Annotated in this window: 17 protein-coding genes; all 17 read left to right on the top strand. The window is 27.3% G+C overall.

What is annotated here, in order from left to right:
• The first annotated feature begins 569 nt into the window (after positions 1-569).
• The 17 genes from B3Z56_RS16125 (at position 570) to B3Z56_RS16045 (ending at position 17,841) form a co-directional block, all read left to right on the top strand.
• Entirely contained in the window at positions 570-1,676 is a 1,107-nt protein-coding gene (locus B3Z56_RS16125; protein WP_346879356.1) for a DegT/DnrJ/EryC1/StrS family aminotransferase, read from the top strand.
• 103 nt (positions 1,677-1,779) lie between these two features.
• Positions 1,780-2,376, top strand: coding sequence for a sugar transferase (locus B3Z56_RS16120; protein ID WP_346846580.1), 597 nt, complete (start codon positions 1,780-1,782; stop codon positions 2,374-2,376).
• 15 nt (positions 2,377-2,391) lie between these two features.
• Positions 2,392-3,078, top strand: coding sequence for a YveK family protein (locus tag B3Z56_RS16115; RefSeq protein ID WP_346879190.1), 687 nt, complete (start codon positions 2,392-2,394; stop codon positions 3,076-3,078).
• Complete coding sequence (locus B3Z56_RS16110) at positions 3,078-3,806, top strand: CpsD/CapB family tyrosine-protein kinase (protein WP_346879189.1); 729 nt, start codon at positions 3,078-3,080, stop codon at positions 3,804-3,806. Before B3Z56_RS16115 ends, B3Z56_RS16110 begins: the two co-directional genes overlap by 1 nt.
• A gap of 87 nt (positions 3,807-3,893) precedes the next feature.
• Positions 3,894-4,571 carry an acetyltransferase gene (locus B3Z56_RS16105; RefSeq protein WP_346879188.1) on the top strand — a complete coding sequence of 226 codons (678 nt, stop codon included), beginning with the start codon at positions 3,894-3,896 and terminating at the stop codon, positions 4,569-4,571.
• Complete coding sequence (locus tag B3Z56_RS16100; RefSeq protein WP_346879187.1) at positions 4,537-5,685, top strand: glycosyltransferase family 4 protein; 1,149 nt, start codon at positions 4,537-4,539, stop codon at positions 5,683-5,685. The genes B3Z56_RS16105 and B3Z56_RS16100 overlap by 35 nt, the downstream gene beginning before the upstream one ends.
• A 65-nt stretch (positions 5,686-5,750) precedes the next feature.
• Complete coding sequence (locus tag B3Z56_RS16095) at positions 5,751-6,857, top strand: glycosyltransferase family 4 protein (protein ID WP_346876942.1); 1,107 nt, start codon at positions 5,751-5,753, stop codon at positions 6,855-6,857.
• Positions 6,858-6,914: 57 nt separating this feature from the next.
• On the top strand, positions 6,915-7,811 hold the full coding sequence (locus B3Z56_RS16090; RefSeq protein WP_346846586.1) for a glycosyltransferase family A protein: 897 nt from the start codon (positions 6,915-6,917) through the stop codon (positions 7,809-7,811).
• A 13-nt stretch (positions 7,812-7,824) separates the two neighbouring features.
• Complete coding sequence (locus B3Z56_RS16085) at positions 7,825-8,910, top strand: EpsG family protein (RefSeq protein ID WP_346879186.1); 1,086 nt, start codon at positions 7,825-7,827, stop codon at positions 8,908-8,910.
• 20 nt (positions 8,911-8,930) lie between these two features.
• Complete coding sequence (locus B3Z56_RS16080) at positions 8,931-10,091, top strand: glycosyltransferase family 1 protein (RefSeq protein WP_346879185.1); 1,161 nt, start codon at positions 8,931-8,933, stop codon at positions 10,089-10,091.
• Positions 10,063-11,253, top strand: a complete 1,191-nt coding sequence (locus tag B3Z56_RS16075) for a glycosyltransferase (protein ID WP_346876939.1) — start codon at positions 10,063-10,065, stop codon at positions 11,251-11,253. The genes B3Z56_RS16080 and B3Z56_RS16075 overlap by 29 nt, the downstream gene beginning before the upstream one ends.
• An 88-nt stretch (positions 11,254-11,341) precedes the next feature.
• Positions 11,342-12,454, top strand: a complete 1,113-nt coding sequence (locus tag B3Z56_RS16070) for a polysaccharide pyruvyl transferase family protein (RefSeq protein WP_346846590.1) — start codon at positions 11,342-11,344, stop codon at positions 12,452-12,454.
• 10 nt (positions 12,455-12,464) lie between these two features.
• Positions 12,465-13,655: a glycosyltransferase gene (locus B3Z56_RS16065; protein WP_346879184.1), complete on the top strand. Its 1,191-nt coding sequence runs from the start codon at positions 12,465-12,467 to the stop codon at positions 13,653-13,655.
• A 51-nt stretch (positions 13,656-13,706) separates the two neighbouring features.
• Positions 13,707-14,897: a glycosyltransferase gene (locus B3Z56_RS16060; protein ID WP_346846592.1), complete on the top strand. Its 1,191-nt coding sequence runs from the start codon at positions 13,707-13,709 to the stop codon at positions 14,895-14,897.
• 29 nt (positions 14,898-14,926) lie between these two features.
• Positions 14,927-16,114 carry a glycosyltransferase gene (locus B3Z56_RS16055; RefSeq protein ID WP_346846593.1) on the top strand — a complete coding sequence of 396 codons (1,188 nt, stop codon included), beginning with the start codon at positions 14,927-14,929 and terminating at the stop codon, positions 16,112-16,114.
• Between the two features lie 13 nt (positions 16,115-16,127).
• On the top strand, positions 16,128-17,027 hold the full coding sequence (locus B3Z56_RS16050) for a glycosyltransferase family 2 protein (RefSeq protein WP_346846594.1): 900 nt from the start codon (positions 16,128-16,130) through the stop codon (positions 17,025-17,027).
• A gap of 10 nt (positions 17,028-17,037) precedes the next feature.
• Entirely contained in the window at positions 17,038-17,841 is an 804-nt protein-coding gene (locus B3Z56_RS16045) for a glycosyltransferase family 2 protein (RefSeq protein ID WP_346876935.1), read from the top strand.
• The last annotated feature ends 67 nt before the right edge of the window (positions 17,842-17,908 follow it).

Raw genomic sequence — 17,908 nt, 5'->3', positions numbered from 1 at the left:
TTACTATATACTAAAACTTTTATTCAATATTATAAAAGTTTTATTGTAACTTTAGGGTGAAAGAAGAATTTTATTATTAAAATAATTAGTTATATAAAGTAGAAGTATGTATAAATAAGTGCATATACATACAAATAAAGTATCATGCAAAAAGGCATTGTTATTTCCTAGGATAAAAAGACGAAGAAAACTAAATGAAACAAATGTAAAAAAGTGGTAATATTGTAATGTAGAACTATATGTTAATTATTTATACAAAAATAGTGGATTTAATATATAAACAAAAATTTTAATCAGATTTTATAATAATAAAACTTAATATTGATTCGTGGTTAGGGATTTTAATATAAAAGTTTTAAGGAAAAGGAAAGAGTTTTTTACATATTATCCCATGAAAGGAGGCGAAGTATATAGTGGAAAATATGAAAAGTAACAAGGATATTATTCAATCAATAAAGTTCAACAAAATAGATGAAAGTAAAGAAATTTTAGAATTAGCAGAGCAAAATAGGTTTAGTGAAATAATTAATGAAGATAGCAGGAGGAAAATATACCTTTCATCGCCACATATGGGTGAGGAAGAAATTAAGTACGTACTTGAGGCTTTTGATACTAATTGGATAGCACCAATGGGTCCTAATGTAGAGAATTTTGAGAATGAGATAGCAAACTATGTAAAAGTAAAAAGAGGCTTGGCACTAAGCTCTGGAACTTCAGCAATTCATATGGCATTGAAGCTATTAGATGTAAAAAATAATGATTTAGTTTTTTGTTCATCATTAACTTTTGTAGCAAGTTGTAACCCAATAATATATGAAAGAGCTGTTCCAGTATTTATTGATTCAGAACCTGAAAGTTTTAATATGTCTCCCAAAGCATTAAAAAGAGCTTTTGAATATTATGAAGAAAAAAATATGAAGCCTAAAGCGGTAATTGTAGTTCATTTATATGGTCAAAGTGCAGATATGGACGAAATAATAAAAATTTGCAACTTTTATGATGTGCCTATTGTAGAAGATGCTGCAGAATCATTAGGTGCAACTTATAAGGGTAAGCAAACTGGAACCATGGGTGAATTTGGAGTATTCTCTTTTAATGGAAATAAGATAATAACTACTTCTGCTGGTGGAATGCTTGTATCAAATAATATGAATGCCATAGAGAAAGCAAGATTTTGGGCCACTCAAGCTAGAGACAAGGCTAGATATTATCAACATTCAGAGCTTGGATATAACTATAGAATGAGTAATATTTTAGCAGGAATAGGTAGAGGTCAACTTAAAATATTGAATCAACGAATAGCTAAGAAAAAAAGTATTTTTAAATTTTATGATAGAAATTTTAGGAATATTCCGTGGATTGATATGGAAGAAATTTGTGACTATGGAACATCAAATTATTGGCTTAGTGTGATGACTTTATCTAAAGGATGCAAAATTAAACCTATAGATATAATAAAAGCTTTAGAAAAAGAAAATATAGAATCTAGACATGTTTGGAAGCCTATCCACCTTCAACCTTATTATAAAGGATTTAGTTTTTTTAATCACAATGATGTAGGTATAAGTGTATGTGAAGATATATTTGAAAGAGGAATTTGTCTTCCATCAGATACAAAAATGACAATTGAAGATCAACAAAGGGTAATAGATGCTATAAAAAGATTATTTAAATAAAGTTTGGAATTATAAGTAATTTATACTTGGTTAATATAAAATTTAAAAAATAAATTTACATTTAAAAAGACAGAGATAAAATTTAAGAAAGTTCGAGGAGAATATGTTTATAAAAAGAATATTTGATGTTGCTATTTCAATATTAGGACTTATTATTTTATTACCTATGTTAATTATTATAGCACTGATAATAAAGATTAAATTAGGAAAACCAATTTTTTTTATACAAGAGAGGGTAGGAAAAAGGAATAAGATTTTTAAAATGATTAAGTTTAGAACAATGAAAGATATAAAGGATGAAAATGGGAAGGTATTACCAGATGAAAAGAGGCACACAACAATAGGAAAAACACTGAGGGCATTAAGCCTTGATGAAATACCAGAGCTTATAAATGTTATAAAAGGAGATATGAGTTTAGTAGGACCAAGACCTCTTTTAAAAGAGTATTTAAGTTTATACTCACAAGAGCAGTTAAAAAGGCATCAGGTTCTACCAGGAATTACGGGGTGGGCACAAATTAATGGTAGAAATGCTATATCATGGACAGAAAAATTTAAATTAGACATATGGTACGTGTGTAACTGGTCCCTACTTTTAGATTTGAAAATTTTATTTTTAACCATATATAAAGTTATTAAAAAAGATGGAATAAACCAAGATGATAATATTACCATGGAATACTTTAATGGAAGCAATTAAAGGAGGATGAAATTTATGGATGAAAAATTGATAAATTTTGATGAAATAGTATATTTACTAAAGAAAAAAATTTGGATTTTAATATTAATTACTGGAGCTATATCATGTTTAGGTGGTTATAAAGCTTCATTAATGACTACAAGTTATCAAGCTACAGCGAAAATTTACGTTGGTAGAGGAAATAATCTAATGGACTATTATTCTCAGAATGAAATTCAATATTACAATGAATTTATGAATACCTTTAATGAAATAATTAGGGTAGATGATTTTTTAAATGAAACATTGAAAAAATATAAAATTAACAAGTCGTCTTGGGAAGTGAAAAATTCATTAGGGTTTTCTGCATCAGAGAATACACCTATATTTACAGTAACATATAATACTAATGATATGGAGGGAGCAGAACAGGTACTAACAGCTATATGTGAAGAGTTTAATGAGCAAGCAAAAACTATAATTCCAGATGCTAAGCCGAGAATTATAGATAGTAGTAAAGTATATCCCATAGTACCTAATAAAAAGAAGCTAATGCTTATATACTTCGGAGTTGGTGTAATATTTTCTTTGGGATTAATATTTTTTATAGATTATCTTGATGACACTATTAAGAGTAACTCTAGATTAGAAAAAGTTTTGCCAGTACCAGTATTAGGAAATATACCTAAGCACGAAAAAGGATTTAAGGGAGGAAGAGAGTAATGTTTATATACAATAAAATGCCACATTCTATATCTGCTGAATCTTATAAATCCATACGCACAAGTTTAAAATATTCATCTGTTGATAAAGCAATAAAGACCATTGTAATAACTAGTTCAGTACCAGGAGAGGGGAAATCAACAATTGCTGGTAATTTAGCACTTTGTTTAAGTGAAAGTGGAAATAAAGTTTTAATTATAGATTGTGATCTTAGAAGACCATCTTTACATAAAAAATTTAGGCTTTCTAATTTAAAGGGAATTACGGATTGTTTAATTGATAAAGATAATTTAAAAGAATCTATACAAGAATTTACTTCTGACCTATCAGTAATATCATCAGGTACTATTCCTCCTAATCCTGCAGAAATTTTAGGTTCGAAAACTTTTGAAGGATTTTTAAAAAATATAGGAAGTATCTATGACTATATAATATTAGATACTCCACCGTTACTAGCTGTTACTGATGCCAGCATTCTTGCAGGTAAAGCAGATGCAACAATTATAGTGGTGAAGTACGGTAAAACTAGAGAAAAAGATATTAATTTAGCATATAAAGAATTAAAAAAGGTAAATGCAAATGTAGTTGGAAGTATACTGAATAGTTGCGACATAAAGAGAACAGATTCTTATTATAAATATTATACTAAAGAAAAAAAGAGTTTTCTTAGTATAAAATCAAGAAGAAGAAATTATGAAAAATATAAAACAAAAAAAGTTAATGCTTAAAATATCAAATTAAACATATTAATCTTTGACTTTAAAAATCAATTGTCATAGATTTGTTTTATTAAATGTGAAAAAGAGGAAGTTGCTATGAAAAAAGTTATCATTATAGGAGCAGGAGGAGTTGGAAGAGAAGTTGCATTAATAATAAATCAAATTAATAATTTTAAACCAACTTGGAATATAATTGGATTCCTAGATGATAATCCAACAAATTTAGGGAAAACTTTAAACGGACATAGAATTATAGGAAATGTTGAGTTATTAAATTACATTAGTAAAGACATATATGTTGTTGTAGCTATATCAAACTATAGAGTAAAGAAAGAAATAGTTTCAAAGTTAGAGGGAAAGTTTAAATTCGCAACTTTAATTCATCCAAGAGTATCCATACATGATTTTATGACTGTGGGACATGGGACAATAATATATGAAGGAGCAATTTTAACAACAGATATTAAAATCGGAGAACATGTAATAATAAGTCCTAAATGTGGTATTGGTCATGATTCTATTATAAAAGATTATGTATCCTTGTTATGGAACGTAAATATTTCAGGAGGAGATATTATTGAAGAAGGAGTACTTATGGGATCCTGCTCTACGGTAATTCAAAATTTAAAAATAGGAAAGGGATCAATAATAGGAGCTGGCTCTGTAGTAGTAAAGGATATCCCAGCTTATAGTACTGCTGTAGGAGTTCCTGCAAGGGTCATAAGGGAAGAGGAAGTTTATGAAAAAGATATTATATATAACAACAGTAAGTAGAACAATTAATGCATTTTTAATTCCACATATAGAAATGTTAATAGATAAAGGATATGTTGTTGATTGCGCATGCTTTATAGATAAACCTATAGACAAGAGATTAATATCCAAAGGAGTTAAAGTATACAATGTACCATTTTGTAGAAAACCTTTAAGTTTAAGAAATTTTAAAGCTTTTTGGAGATTAAGATTTATACAAAAGATAAATAAATATGATGTTGTCCATGTTCATACACCTATAGCAGCATTATACGGAAGAATATTAAAACTTTGGTTTCCTAAAATAAAAATTATATATACAGCTCATGGCTATCACTTTTATAAAGGTGCACCTAAGATAGCATGGTGTATGTTTTATCCTATGGAGAAGCTTATGGCTAGATTTACAGATGTAATAATAAATATTAATAATGAAGACTATGAAATAACTAAAAATAAGTTAAAGCCTAAAATGTGTTACTTAGTTAATGGAGTAGGTATAAATATAGAGGATATTAGACGGACTGAACTAAAGGCAGAAGTGCTTAATATAAAGAAGCTCTCTTTTGATAAAGATGATTTTATAATACTTATGATAGCAGAATTAAATCATAATAAAAACCAACTTCAGCTTATAAAGGCGTTGGAACTTATAAAAGATAAGTATCCAAAGATTAAGGCAATTAGTGTAGGAGAAGGAAATAAGCTAAAAGAGTTAAAAGAGGAAATAGTAAAAAGGGGAATAGAAGAAAATATAAGTTTTTTAGGTTATAGAGAAAACATAAATGAGCTTATAAAAATTTCAGATATAGGGATATTACTCTCCTATAGAGAAGGGTTGCCTAAAAGTATAATGGAGTTTATGTCACATAGGAAAAAAGTTATAGGTACTAATATAAGAGGAATAAGAGATCTTATAGAAAATGAAAGTATAGGTAAGCTAGTAGAAGTGGGAGATTATGAAGCTACTGCAAGAGCTATAGAGGAATATTATCTAGAAGGAGATAGAAGCTTTAATACACCTAAGGAAATAGAGAAATATGATTTAAATAATGTAATAAGTGAGTTGGAGTATATATATGATACTTTAGATTTACAAGACTACTATTTGCCTGAAAAAAATATAAATTTATAAAGCATAACTTATTACTAGAATTTAATAAGTAGCAATGAAAATATATATTGAAGGGATGTAAAAATATGAAAAGGTGTCTTCATATATTACCAATGAATAAGCTAAGTGGAGCTGAAAAAATGGTGCTGCTAATTTGTAAGAATTTAACTAATTATGAGTCGATAGTCCTATGTGGTGGGGACAAGCTTAAAAAAAGTTTTGAGGATAATAATATAAATAGCTATTCCTTAAGTTTTTCTAAGAAGCATATTTTAAAAAATATAAAGTATCTTAAAAATATTATAAGGGATAATGATATAAAAATAGTCCATGCTCATGATAATAATGCTTCAATACATGCTTATTTAGTAAAGAGTATATATGGAGTAGATATAAAGGTAATATCACATATTCATAGTTGCTATCCATGGATAAATAGTAATGGATTAAATAGTAGTATTGATAAGTTATTAAGGCCAAAATATGATTACAATATTACTTGTGGTAAGGTTGTATATGATTTTTATAAAGAAAATACAAATTATCTTAATAGGGAAAAAATATCTATATTATCTAATGCTATGGATGTAGAAGAAATAATAAATTTTAAAAGTAATAAAAGGGCGTGGATAGCTACAAAATATATCATTCCACAGAATGGAAAAGTAATAGGATTTGTAGGTAGATTAGATGAAGAAAAGGGACTTATACCTTTTATAAAAGAATTTGATAAATATAAGGAAAAATTTATAGATACAAAAATTTTCATAATTGGAAGCGGAACACAAGAAGAAGAAATTAGGTCTATGGTAAAAAAATTAGAATTGGGTGAGTTTTTTATATTTACAGGATTCGAAGAAAATGTATATGATTTTTTCCCTATTATAGATGTGTTTTTTCTACCTTCACTTTACGAAGGTCTTCCAATGGTAATACTGGAAGCTATGGCATTTGGAATACCTGTTGTAGCAATGGATGTAGGAAGTATAAGTGAAGTTATAAACTCTCATAGAGGAAGGCTCATAAAGCCAGGAGATTATAGAAGTTTTATGGAAGAATTAAGAAATTTGAAAGAGGATAAACAATTAAGAATTGATCTTGGGAAAAATGGACGTGAATTTATAAAAACCAACTATAATATAAAAAACTACTGTAAGAAAATTGAAAAAGTCTATGATAGTATTAGTAAGTGATTTATTTGAAAATAAAAGCAGATATATAAAAAGCATGATTTAGGATGGAGGATATTAATGAAACCAATTTTAACAGTTTTTACGCCAACTTATAATAGAAAAGAACTCATATATAAGTGTTATGAAAGTTTGAGAAGACAGACAAATAAAAATTTCAAATGGTTGGTAATAGATGATGGATCAACAGATGATACTAAAGAGCTGATTATAAATTGGAAAGAGGAAGCAGACTTTCAAATAGATTATATATATAAAAAAAATGGCGGTATGCATAGTGCTCATAATACTGCCTATGAAAATATTGATACAGAACTAAATATATGTATAGATTCAGATGATTATATGACAGATGATGGAGTAGAAAAAATTCTAAAGGCTTGGGAAGAAAGAAAGGCAGAAAATATAGCAGGAATTGCAGCTCTTGATTTATATGAAACTGGTGAGATAATAGGAACAAAGTTTTCAGAAGGATTAAGGGAAGCTACTTTATTTGATATATATCATAAATATGGTATTAAAGGAGATAAAAAACTTATATATAGGACTGAGCTTACAAAAAAATATCCATATCCAGAGTTTGAAGATGAGAAATATGTAGGACTAGCTTATAAGTGTCATAAACTAGATGAGAAGTACAAACTAGCTTTAGTTAATGAACCTGTTTGTATTGTAGAATACATGGAAGATGGGTCTACTAAGAATATGCTTAGACAATACAGAAATAATCCTAAGGGATGGTGCTTCTATAGAATAGAAAACTTAAAGATACCTAATACATCTTTATTATACAGATTTAAAGAATGTGTCCATTATGTATCTAGTAGTTTAATTGTAAAGGATAAGAATTTTTTAAGTGAGGTTCCATACAAAGGGATTATGTTAGCAGCTATTCCTCTGGGATGTATTTTATATAGTTATATAATCTTTAGAACTAGAGATATAAGAAACTTATAGAAAGGAGAAAAAAATGGGAATATATTATGCTACCTTAGCTTCAACTTTTATATTATCATTGCTTGCTAGAATGGCTAATGATAAAAAGTACAAGCTTATAGCTATATTTTGGATTTCTCTTGTAGTTTCGGTTTTAGTATTATTTTCAGGGCTAAGGTCTGGTATTGGAGATACAGGTATGTATAAGCACACCTATAATCTTTTAGTAGAAAATCCTAGTTTTTCTAAAGCTAATGGAGACTATGGTTTTGTCCTATTAAATTTAATTTTAATTCAATTTTCCAATAATCCACTAACTATTGTATTTGTAGTAGCTCTAATAACTCAACTATGTAATGTCTATGTATTAAACAAGTACAGGGGTTATATAGAACTAGAAATATTTATGTATATAGCAGCAGGTTATTTTACAGTTACCATGAATGGACTGAGACAGTGTTTAGCAGCAGCTCTTTTATTTCTATGCGTAAAGTTTATTATAGATGGTAGCTTTAAAAAATACTTATTAAGTGTACTTATAATTTCAACTATTCATCAATCAGCTCTATTTATGATTCCGATATATTTTATAGCAAGATTAAAACCTTGGTCAAAGAAAATATACATGATAATTGGAATTGCTGTATTAGGACTTCTTTTTTATGAGGTGCTAAGCAGTTACTTGTTTAAGATTATAGAAAATACTAATTATGGGTATTATTCAGATTTTGACGAAGGAGGATCAAGTATAATGAGAACCTTTGTAAACATGGTTCCAATTATATTTGCATATTTAAAAAGGAATGAACTAAAAGAAAAGTGGCCACAGAGTAATGTATTTGTTAATATGGCTCTTTTAAATTGCATATTTGTAGCCTTTGGTATGTCAAATTGGATATTTAATAGGTTTTCATTATATTTACAATTATACAACTTTATACTATTGCCGTATATAATACAGAATTGTCTAGAGGGTAAGCAAAGACGAACAATATATTTAGCATTCATAGTGTGTTATCTAATATTCTTTTATAGAGAGCAAGTAATAGGACTTAATATGCAATATAAGAGTGTTTTAGATATAAAATCTATTTTCTATTATACTCCCAATCATAGATGAAAAGTAAGGAGAGATGAGAAATGAAAAGAAATAAGGTGCTTCATATTGTAGGTGGAATGGACGTGGGTGGTACCGAAACTATGCTTATGAATTTATATAGAAAGGTTTATAAGGAGATTCAATTTGACTTTGTTTCTTATTACCATAAGGAAGGCTATTATGATGAAGAAATTAGAAAATTAGGTGGAAGAATAATAAAGTTAGATCCTCCAAGTGAAGTAGGTGTGATAAAATCCGTAATAAATTTAATGAAGATTATAAAGAATGATGATGAGTATAGTGCTGTTCATGCTCATACTTTATTTAATTGTGGAGTTGGAGTATTGGCTGCAAAACTAGTTGGAGTAAAGGTAAGGATATCTCATGCCCATACTACTAAGGATTGTAGTAAAAGTCTAATAAAAAGATTATACATATCCATAATGAAGGGATTAATAAAGGGGTTTTCCACAAACTTTTTGTCATGTAGCGATGCAGCAGGTAAGTATTTATTTGGATACAGTACACTTAAAGATGATAGATACTGTAAATTACCTAATTATATTGATTATGAAAGATTTATTAATAATGAAGGTAGTAGCTATATAAGAAAAAAATTAGGAATAAACAATGATGATATTTTAATTGGAAATGTAGGAAGATTTATTCGTGTGAAAAATCATAATTTTCTAATTAATTTAATGTCAAACTTAGTGAGAATAAATCCTAAATTTAAATGCATTTTAATTGGTGATGGAGACTTAAGGGGGCCTATAGAAGAAAAAATTAAAAAATTAAACTTAGAGAATAACATACATCTGTTAGGTATTAGAGATGATGTGAATAACATACTTAAGGAAATAGATTTATTTATATTACCATCCACCTATGAGGGATTAGGCCTTGTACTTTTAGAGGCACAAGCTTCAGGAGTACCATGTTTAACATCTACAGCTATTCAGCCGGAAGCAGATTTACATCTAGATCTACTTAAGAGATTGAATCTTGAAGCAGGTATAGAAATTTGGAGTAATACAGTAATGGAAATGTTAGAACAATCCAAGGTTGATAAGATGTTAATAAAAAGAACATTTGAGTTTCATGGATATAGAATTGAGGACGTTAAAGGTAAACTATATAAATTATATGGAATAGAATTAGAAGGGAATAAATATGAAAAATGTGCTAATAGCATCCTTTGATATGGAAGTTGGGGGAGTAGAGAGAAGTCTTATAAATATTTTAGAAAGCTTTGATTATAACAATTATAATGTAGATTTGATGTTATATAGACATAAAGGAGATTTTATGAAGTTATTAAGGGGCAAATTTAACATTTTAGATGAGATAGAAGAATACACCACCTTTCGAAAATCTATATTAGAGATATTTAAGGATAAAAAAATTAGTTTAGGATTAGCACGTATTAAAGCTAGAATGGATGCTTCTAAATATGCTAAGAAAAATAGTTTAGAAGAATCTGGGCATGTACAGATGCAGAGGATGTGGCAATTTTCATTGAAATATTTACCTTGTTTAAATAAAGAGTATGATGTAGCTATAAGCTACCTATGGCCACATTATTTTGTAGCTAATAAGGTAAAGGCTAAGAAAAAGATAGCCTGGATTCATACGGATTATTCCTGTATTGATACTGATGTTATAGAGGATATAGAGCTTTGGAATAAATTTGATTCTATAGTAGCTGTATCGGAAGAATGTAAAAATTCCTTTTTAAAGAAATATAACAAACTAAAAAATAAGGTGGTGGTAATGGAGAATATTGTATCTCCAGAGTTTATAAGATTCATGGCTGAAGAAGAAGTGGAAGATGATATAAGTAAAGGAAAAGGCTTTAAGCTTCTATCAGTAGCTAGATTGTCAATGGCAAAGGGAATAGATAATGGAGTTAGAGCTTTAAGAACATTGCATGATAAAGGGTTTACAGATATAAAGTGGTATGTAGTTGGGTATGGGGGAGATGAGGAGATGATAAGAAAGTTAATAAAAGAGAATCATCTTGAGAAAGATTTTATAATACTAGGAAAAAAAATCAATCCATATCCCTATATGAAAGGTTGTGATTTATATGTACAGCCATCAAGGTATGAAGGACGAGCTGTAACTGTTACTGAGGCTCAAATACTAGGAAAGGCTGTAATCATTACTAACTATCCTACGGCTAAAAGTCAGTTAAGAGATGGAGTTGATGGATTAATATGTGATAAATCAGTAGAAGGAATAGCTTCTGGAATAGAAAATATTTACAATGACAGACGTTTAAAAAAGGAAATGGAAGAGTGTTGTGGAAAGAGTAACTATAGTAATATGGAAGAATTAGGAAAAATATATAAGCTATTTTAAGAAAGGGAGAAGATATGGAACCGTTAGTAAGTAGTTTACTCAAAAGAAAAATATGATTTACTATAAATAAAAGATAAGGAATAAAATTATGAAAGTGTGTACAATAACTTGTCATGATGTATATAATCATGGAGCTTCACTACAAGCATATGCATTAATAGAATATTTAAAGCAGATTGGAAATGATGTGGAAATTATTGATTATAAGCCAGATTATTTAAGTGGACATTATAAAATAATTTCAATAGATAACCCTAAGTGGAACAAAAATTATATAACAAAACTTACTTATATAATTTTAAAATTACCATTTAAATTAGAAGCATTGAAAAGGAAGAAAGCCTTTGACACTTTTAAAAATAAATTTATGTCATTATCAAAATATAGATATACATCTAATATACAACTAATAAATAATATTCCTAAAGCAGATGTTTATTTATGTGGAAGTGATCAAATATGGAATTGTTTACGAGATAATGGAAAAGATCCTGCTTTTTATCTCGATTTTGTACCAGATTCTAAAATAAGAGCTTCCTATGCAGCAAGTTTTGCGACAGAAACTATTGATAATAAATACAAAAATTTTGTAAGAGAAAATCTACTAAAATTAGATAGAATATCGGTGAGAGAAAAAAGTGGTAAAAAAATCATTAATGAATTAGAGTTAAAAAAAGTAGAAGTGGTAGTTGATCCTGTATTTTTATTAGATAGAAAAATATGGGATGATATTGGTAATACAGAATTTAAAGATAAATATGTATTAGTTTATGATTTTGATAATAATCCTATTATAAAGAAATTAGCATTGGAAATTTCACATTATAGAAGATGTAAGATATATACTATAAATCACTATAGAGGGTCATATGAGGATAAAAACTTCAAATTCAGTGGACCAGAAACTTTCATATCTTTAGTGAGAAATGCAGAATTTGTAATATCAAACTCGTTTCATGCAGTGGCATTTTCTTTAATATATAAGAAACCTATGGCAATTGTTAGAAGGTTAGAGAATATAAATACAAGGATGAGAGATTTGTTAATTGATTTTAATTTAGAACATAGATATATTGAAAATGACTATATTTTGGATAAATTGTTAGAGGATATAGATTATGCTAAAGTGGATAAAATTTTAAAAGCAAAAATTATTTCTTCAAAAAATTATATAAATGAAGTTTTATCTATCAAAAAGTAGGTGATTAATAGTGAAAAAAGATATATTATTTGTAATTAATTCCTTATCAATCGGAGGTTCAGAAAAAAGTTTAGTTTCTCTTTTAAATGTAATTGATTATTCAAAGTATAGAGTAGATTTGTTAATGCTAAAAAAGGGAGAATCATTAGACAAATATATTCCAAATAAAGTTAATATATTAGATATTCCCAATTTTTATTTATACTTAAACAATGAAAATTACGATAAAACAATAGTTAAGGGATTATTATACAGAATGTGTCGTATAAAATCATCTATAGATATACGATTAAATAAATTAAAGAGTAAAAAAACTAAAAACAATCAACAAATATTTTATATAAATCAAAAAAATATATTAAAAAGGATTGAAAAGAAATATGATATAGCAATTGCCTTTGCACAAGGATTTCCAACTTATTTTGTGGTAGATAAGATAAATGCAAATAAGAAAATAGCTTGGATAAATTGTGATTACAAAGCTACTACTTATAATAAAGAGTTAGATAAAATGTTTTATGATAAAATTGACAAAATAGTTGCAGTTTCTGAGGCATCAAAAGATTCAATTATAAATGTAAACAAAAATTATACAAATAAAATAGTAGTAATTAAAGATATAGTTAATCCGGATATAATTGTAAATATGGCAACAGAAAAAATTAAAGAAATTGATTCTAATGAAGTGAATATATTAACTGTAGGCAGATTAGTAATAGGATATAAGGGATATGATGTAGCAATAAAAACTGCTAATTTACTAAGAAGTAGTGGTTATAGGTTTAAATGGTATGTTATTGGAGATGGACAAGATAAAGCGAAATTGCAAGATTTAGTTAAAGTATATGACCTTGAAAAATATTTTATATTATTAGGATCTCGTGATAACCCATATCCTTACATGAAAATGTGTGATATATACGTTCAACCATCAAGAAATGAGGGTTTTGGATTAACTGTTATTGAAGCAAAAATCTTGAAAAAACCAATTGTATGTACTAATTTTAATACTTCTAATGAATTAATTAAAAATGAGCAAGATGGTTTAATTGTAGAACAAGATGAAGGACAACTATTAAATGGGATAAAAAAATATTTAGATGACCACAGTTTCAGAGATAAGATCCTTAGAAATCTTAAATCAGAAAGCTATTATAATACAATGAATGAAATATATAAAATTTATGAATTGTTTAAATAGTAACTAAAATATATGAAGTAAGAAATATATTACTATTGTGGATGTGATTAAATGTATAAAATAATATTTATGGTTATTAATATGAACATAGGTGGTACAGAAAAAGCGCTGCTATCGATGATAAGAGAAATGGATAGAACTAAATGGGATATTACTATTCTTATGTTAGAGGAATATGGCGGATTTTTAAATAAAATACCAGACTGGGTTAGTGTTAAGTATGTATATGAATATAAGAGTTTAAAATCATATTTTAATGAGTCACCTTTATCTGTGTTAAAGAAAAATGTAACAGAACATAAATATTTAGAGAGTATCATTATTGCCATCTTATATTTCATCACTAAAATTACTGGGAATCTTAGCTACTATTATAGGTATATCTTTAAAAATATAAAAGCTTTAGATAAAAACTATGATATTGCAGTAGCTTATGCAGGACCTATGGACTTTATAACATATTTTGTAGCAAATAAAATAAACTCAGAAAAAAAAGTACAATGGATACACTTTGATATAGAAAAAATACATTTTAACAAAAGATTAGCATCTAAGCTATATAAAAGTTTTGATAAAATTTTTGTGGTATCCAAAGATGGGTTAGGTAAATTTATAAAGAGTTTTCCTAAGGTAATGGATAAGACCCAAGTATTTTATAATATTCTAGATCATGAGAAGATTAATAGGTTTGCTGATAATGGAGCTTCTTTTAAAGATGATTTTCACGGAATTAGGATTCTTACAGTAGGAAGATTAAGCAAAGAAAAAGGACAAGATTTAACTATACCTGTTTTAGCAAGATTAAAAAGTGAAGGGTATAAAGTACGTTGGTATTGTGTTGGAGAAGGTGGAGCTAAAAGTGAGTATGAGACAATGATAAATAAATTTAAAATTGAAAAAGATTATGTACTATTAGGATCAAGATTAAATCCTTATCCATATATGAAAGATTGTGATATATATGTACAATCATCAAGACATGAAGGATACTGTATAACTTTAGCTGAAGCTAGGTGCTTTAATAATCCAATTATAACAACTAATTTTACTGGAGCCACTGAGCAAATAATTAATGAAGAAAATGGAATTATAGTTAGTGAAGATGCTGATTCCATATATTTAGGGGTTAAAAAGCTATTAGACAATAATGACTTATATGAGGCAATTAGAAACAACCTTAGTAGTAAGATTATAAATACAACAGCAGAAATTGAAAAAATTAGTAGAGTAATTATGAACTGAAAAATGATAGAAGGATAGGAGTAATGCCAGTGAAAAAAGTTCTATTTATGTTAAGCAGTATGAATATTGGTGGAGTTGAAAAGTCCTTGCTTTCACTATTATCAGTTATACCAAAGGATAAATATAATGTTACAATCTTACTCCTTGAGAAAAAAGGCGGTTTTCTAGAATATCTTCCACAGTGGGTAAAAGTAGAAGAAACTAATTGGTTTCAAGATATTAAACCAATTCTTATGGATTCACCTTATGAGACTATAAAAAGTTATATTAAGAAGAGAAAATATCATAAAATTCTTGGATTTTTTTATTCATATTTTAAGAGTAAAAAATCAAATGATAGATATATATATTATAAAAACATACTAAAAAGCATTCCAATGAATATGAAAGAATATGATGCAGCAATAGCCTATGCAGGTCCAACTGAGATAATAGATGCTTATATAACACATAAAATTAAAGCAAAACTAAAAATCTCCTGGGTACATTTTGATATTTCACATCATGAGATAAATAAAAAATTATATACAAAGTTATATGAAAGATTTAATAAGATATTTGTAGTGTCTAAGAATGGAGAGAGAATATTAAATAAGCAGTTTCCAGTTACATCTACTAAATCACAGGTGTTTAACAATTTAGTTTCACATGAATTAATTAAAGACATGGCTCAAGAAAAAATAGATTTTGACAATGGTTTTAAAGGTATAAGAATTTTGACTATAGGAAGATTATCTAAAGAAAAGGGGCAAGATTTGGCAATAAGCGTATTAGATAAATTGAAAAAACAAGGGTATAAAGTAAGATGGTATTGTGTTGGAGAAGGTAATGATAGAGATGAATATGAGAGGCTTATAGAAAATCTTAATCTGAGAAACGATTTTATTTTATTAGGAGAAACTATAAATCCTTATCCCTACATAAAGGCTTCAGATATCTATGTTCAGCCTTCAAGACATGAAGGCTACGGTATAACCATAGCAGAGGCAAAATGTTTAAACAAGCCAATAGTTATTACAAATTTTATTGGATCTAATGAACAGATTGAGGATGGACAGAATGGTTTAATTGCTGAGTGTACTTTAGATAAAATATGCGATAAAATTAAATTTCTTATCGATAATCCAAAAGTTAGTGAGAATTTTTCAAAAGCTTTATCTAGGGAGAAGATAGATACAACATGTGAAGTTAGTAAACTATGTAACTATATTAATTGAAAGGAAAAATAATATGAATCCTAAAATAAGTATAATAGTGCCTGTATATAATGTTGAAAAATATATTCATAAATGTGTTGATTCCATATTAAATCAAACTTTTAAGGAATTTGAACTTATTCTTATAGATGATGGATCAACAGATAGTTCTGGTAAAATGTGTGATGAATATGGTGAATTAGATGAAAGGGTTATAGTGATTCATAAAGAAAATGGAGGACAGTCAACAGCAAGAAACGCAGGTATAAATATTGCAAGAGGTGAGTATATAGGATTTGTTGATAGTGATGATTGGATAGAGGTTGATATGTATAAGATTCTTTATGAAACATGTGTATATAATGATGCTGATATGTGTTTAACTGGTGTAAATGAGGTAGATGAAGGTGGAATTGTAAGATATAAGTATATTCCTAAAGATATAATTTTTAGTGACATTTTAAAAAGAGCACATCCATGGAATAAATTATTTAGAAGAGAGCTATTTTTAAATAATAACTTATTATTTTATGAAGGCAAGTATTATGAAGATTTAGAGTTAATACCTAAGTTATTTTTAAAGTCTAGTAAAGTGAGTGTGGCAAAGCATATAGGGTATAATTATTTGATTAGGTCAGATTCAACAACTGGTAGTAAAAATGAGAAGATATTAGATTTACTTTGGGGATATATTAGAATAAAAGATTACATTATACAAGAAGATTTAAGTATTGATTATAGATATGAGTTTGATAATGGGGTAATATATTTAAAAAGTTTTTATATAGATATACTCTATAGGTATCCTGTAAAATTCTTGTTGAAGAATTTTACAAAAATAAAAAAAAGTCTAAGAAAACTAACTGTTTTTAATTATAAAGATATATTTAAATTTATAATAAATTATATTAGGTTTAAATTTAATAGTTTATAGGTGGGTGTGTATGTGTAAAATAAGTATCATAGTACCAGTATACAAAGTAGAAAAATATATTAATAGATGTATTAATTCAATTCTTAATCAAAAATTTAAAGATTTTGAACTAATACTTGTAGATGATGGTTCACCAGATAATTGTGGTAAAATATGCGATGATTATGCTACAAAGGATAAAAGAATAAGAGTTATACACAAAAATAATGAAGGAGTTTCTTCAGCAAGAAATTCAGGGTTAGATATAGCAAAGGGTGAATACATAGGATTTGTAGATAGTGATGAGTACATACATCCAAATATGTATGATATATTATATAATACTATAATTGATTATCAGGCTGATATTGCATTTTGTGACTATGATATGGTGAATAATAAGAGCATAGAAAAATATGAAATTCCTAAAATATTAAATATAAATAAATTTAATAATGTTGAAGCATTAAATGAGATGCATAAGGAGAATGGAGTTAAGTTTGTTACAGCTTGGAATAAGTTATATCATAAAAACATATTTGAAAATATAAGATATCCTTATGGTAAAATACATGAAGATGAATTTGTAATTCATAAAGTATTATTTAATAGTAAAAATACTGTATATATTAACTATCCCTTGTATTATTATTATCAAAATGAAGAGGGAATTACAAATGGTAAATTTACATTAAAAAATTTTGATGCAGCATATGCATATAAAGATAGAATAAAATTCTTTAAAGAAATAAGAAATATTAACTTATATAATAAAGCTCAGTATACATTTGTTTTAAGTTTTTTAATTGCTATAAAAAAGCGTTTAATCTATTGAATATGGATAATACACATATAAAAACATATAAAAAATTATTTGCGTCAGAATTATTATATTTATTAAA

Source organism: Clostridium sp. UBA7791 (genome assembly GCF_002480755.1).
GTDB lineage: Bacteria > Bacillota > Clostridia > Clostridiales > Clostridiaceae > Clostridium_J > Clostridium_J sulfidigenes.
The sequence above is the reverse complement of the archived record's forward strand: the minus strand, read 5'-3'. Positions and strand labels throughout refer to the sequence as shown.

What these genes read in the sequence shown, in the direction of transcription:
- B3Z56_RS16125 (WP_346879356.1), top strand. Translation starts at nt 570, where the DNA reads ATGGGTGAGGAAGAAATTAAGTACGTACTTGAGGCTTTTGATACTAAT.
- B3Z56_RS16120 (WP_346846580.1), top strand. Translation starts at nt 1,780, where the DNA reads ATGTTTATAAAAAGAATATTTGATGTTGCTATTTCAATATTAGGACTT.
- B3Z56_RS16115 (WP_346879190.1), top strand. Translation starts at nt 2,392, where the DNA reads ATGGATGAAAAATTGATAAATTTTGATGAAATAGTATATTTACTAAAG.
- B3Z56_RS16110 (WP_346879189.1), top strand. Translation starts at nt 3,078, where the DNA reads ATGTTTATATACAATAAAATGCCACATTCTATATCTGCTGAATCTTAT.
- B3Z56_RS16105 (WP_346879188.1), top strand. Translation starts at nt 3,894, where the DNA reads ATGAAAAAAGTTATCATTATAGGAGCAGGAGGAGTTGGAAGAGAAGTT.
- B3Z56_RS16100 (WP_346879187.1), top strand. Translation starts at nt 4,537, where the DNA reads ATGAAAAAGATATTATATATAACAACAGTAAGTAGAACAATTAATGCA.
- B3Z56_RS16095 (WP_346876942.1), top strand. Translation starts at nt 5,751, where the DNA reads ATGAAAAGGTGTCTTCATATATTACCAATGAATAAGCTAAGTGGAGCT.
- B3Z56_RS16090 (WP_346846586.1), top strand. Translation starts at nt 6,915, where the DNA reads ATGAAACCAATTTTAACAGTTTTTACGCCAACTTATAATAGAAAAGAA.
- B3Z56_RS16085 (WP_346879186.1), top strand. Translation starts at nt 7,825, where the DNA reads ATGGGAATATATTATGCTACCTTAGCTTCAACTTTTATATTATCATTG.
- B3Z56_RS16080 (WP_346879185.1), top strand. Translation starts at nt 8,931, where the DNA reads ATGAAAAGAAATAAGGTGCTTCATATTGTAGGTGGAATGGACGTGGGT.
- B3Z56_RS16075 (WP_346876939.1), top strand. Translation starts at nt 10,063, where the DNA reads ATGAAAAATGTGCTAATAGCATCCTTTGATATGGAAGTTGGGGGAGTA.
- B3Z56_RS16070 (WP_346846590.1), top strand. Translation starts at nt 11,342, where the DNA reads ATGAAAGTGTGTACAATAACTTGTCATGATGTATATAATCATGGAGCT.
- B3Z56_RS16060 (WP_346846592.1), top strand. Translation starts at nt 13,707, where the DNA reads ATGTATAAAATAATATTTATGGTTATTAATATGAACATAGGTGGTACA.
- B3Z56_RS16050 (WP_346846594.1), top strand. Translation starts at nt 16,128, where the DNA reads ATGAATCCTAAAATAAGTATAATAGTGCCTGTATATAATGTTGAAAAA.
- B3Z56_RS16045 (WP_346876935.1), top strand. Translation starts at nt 17,038, where the DNA reads ATGTGTAAAATAAGTATCATAGTACCAGTATACAAAGTAGAAAAATAT.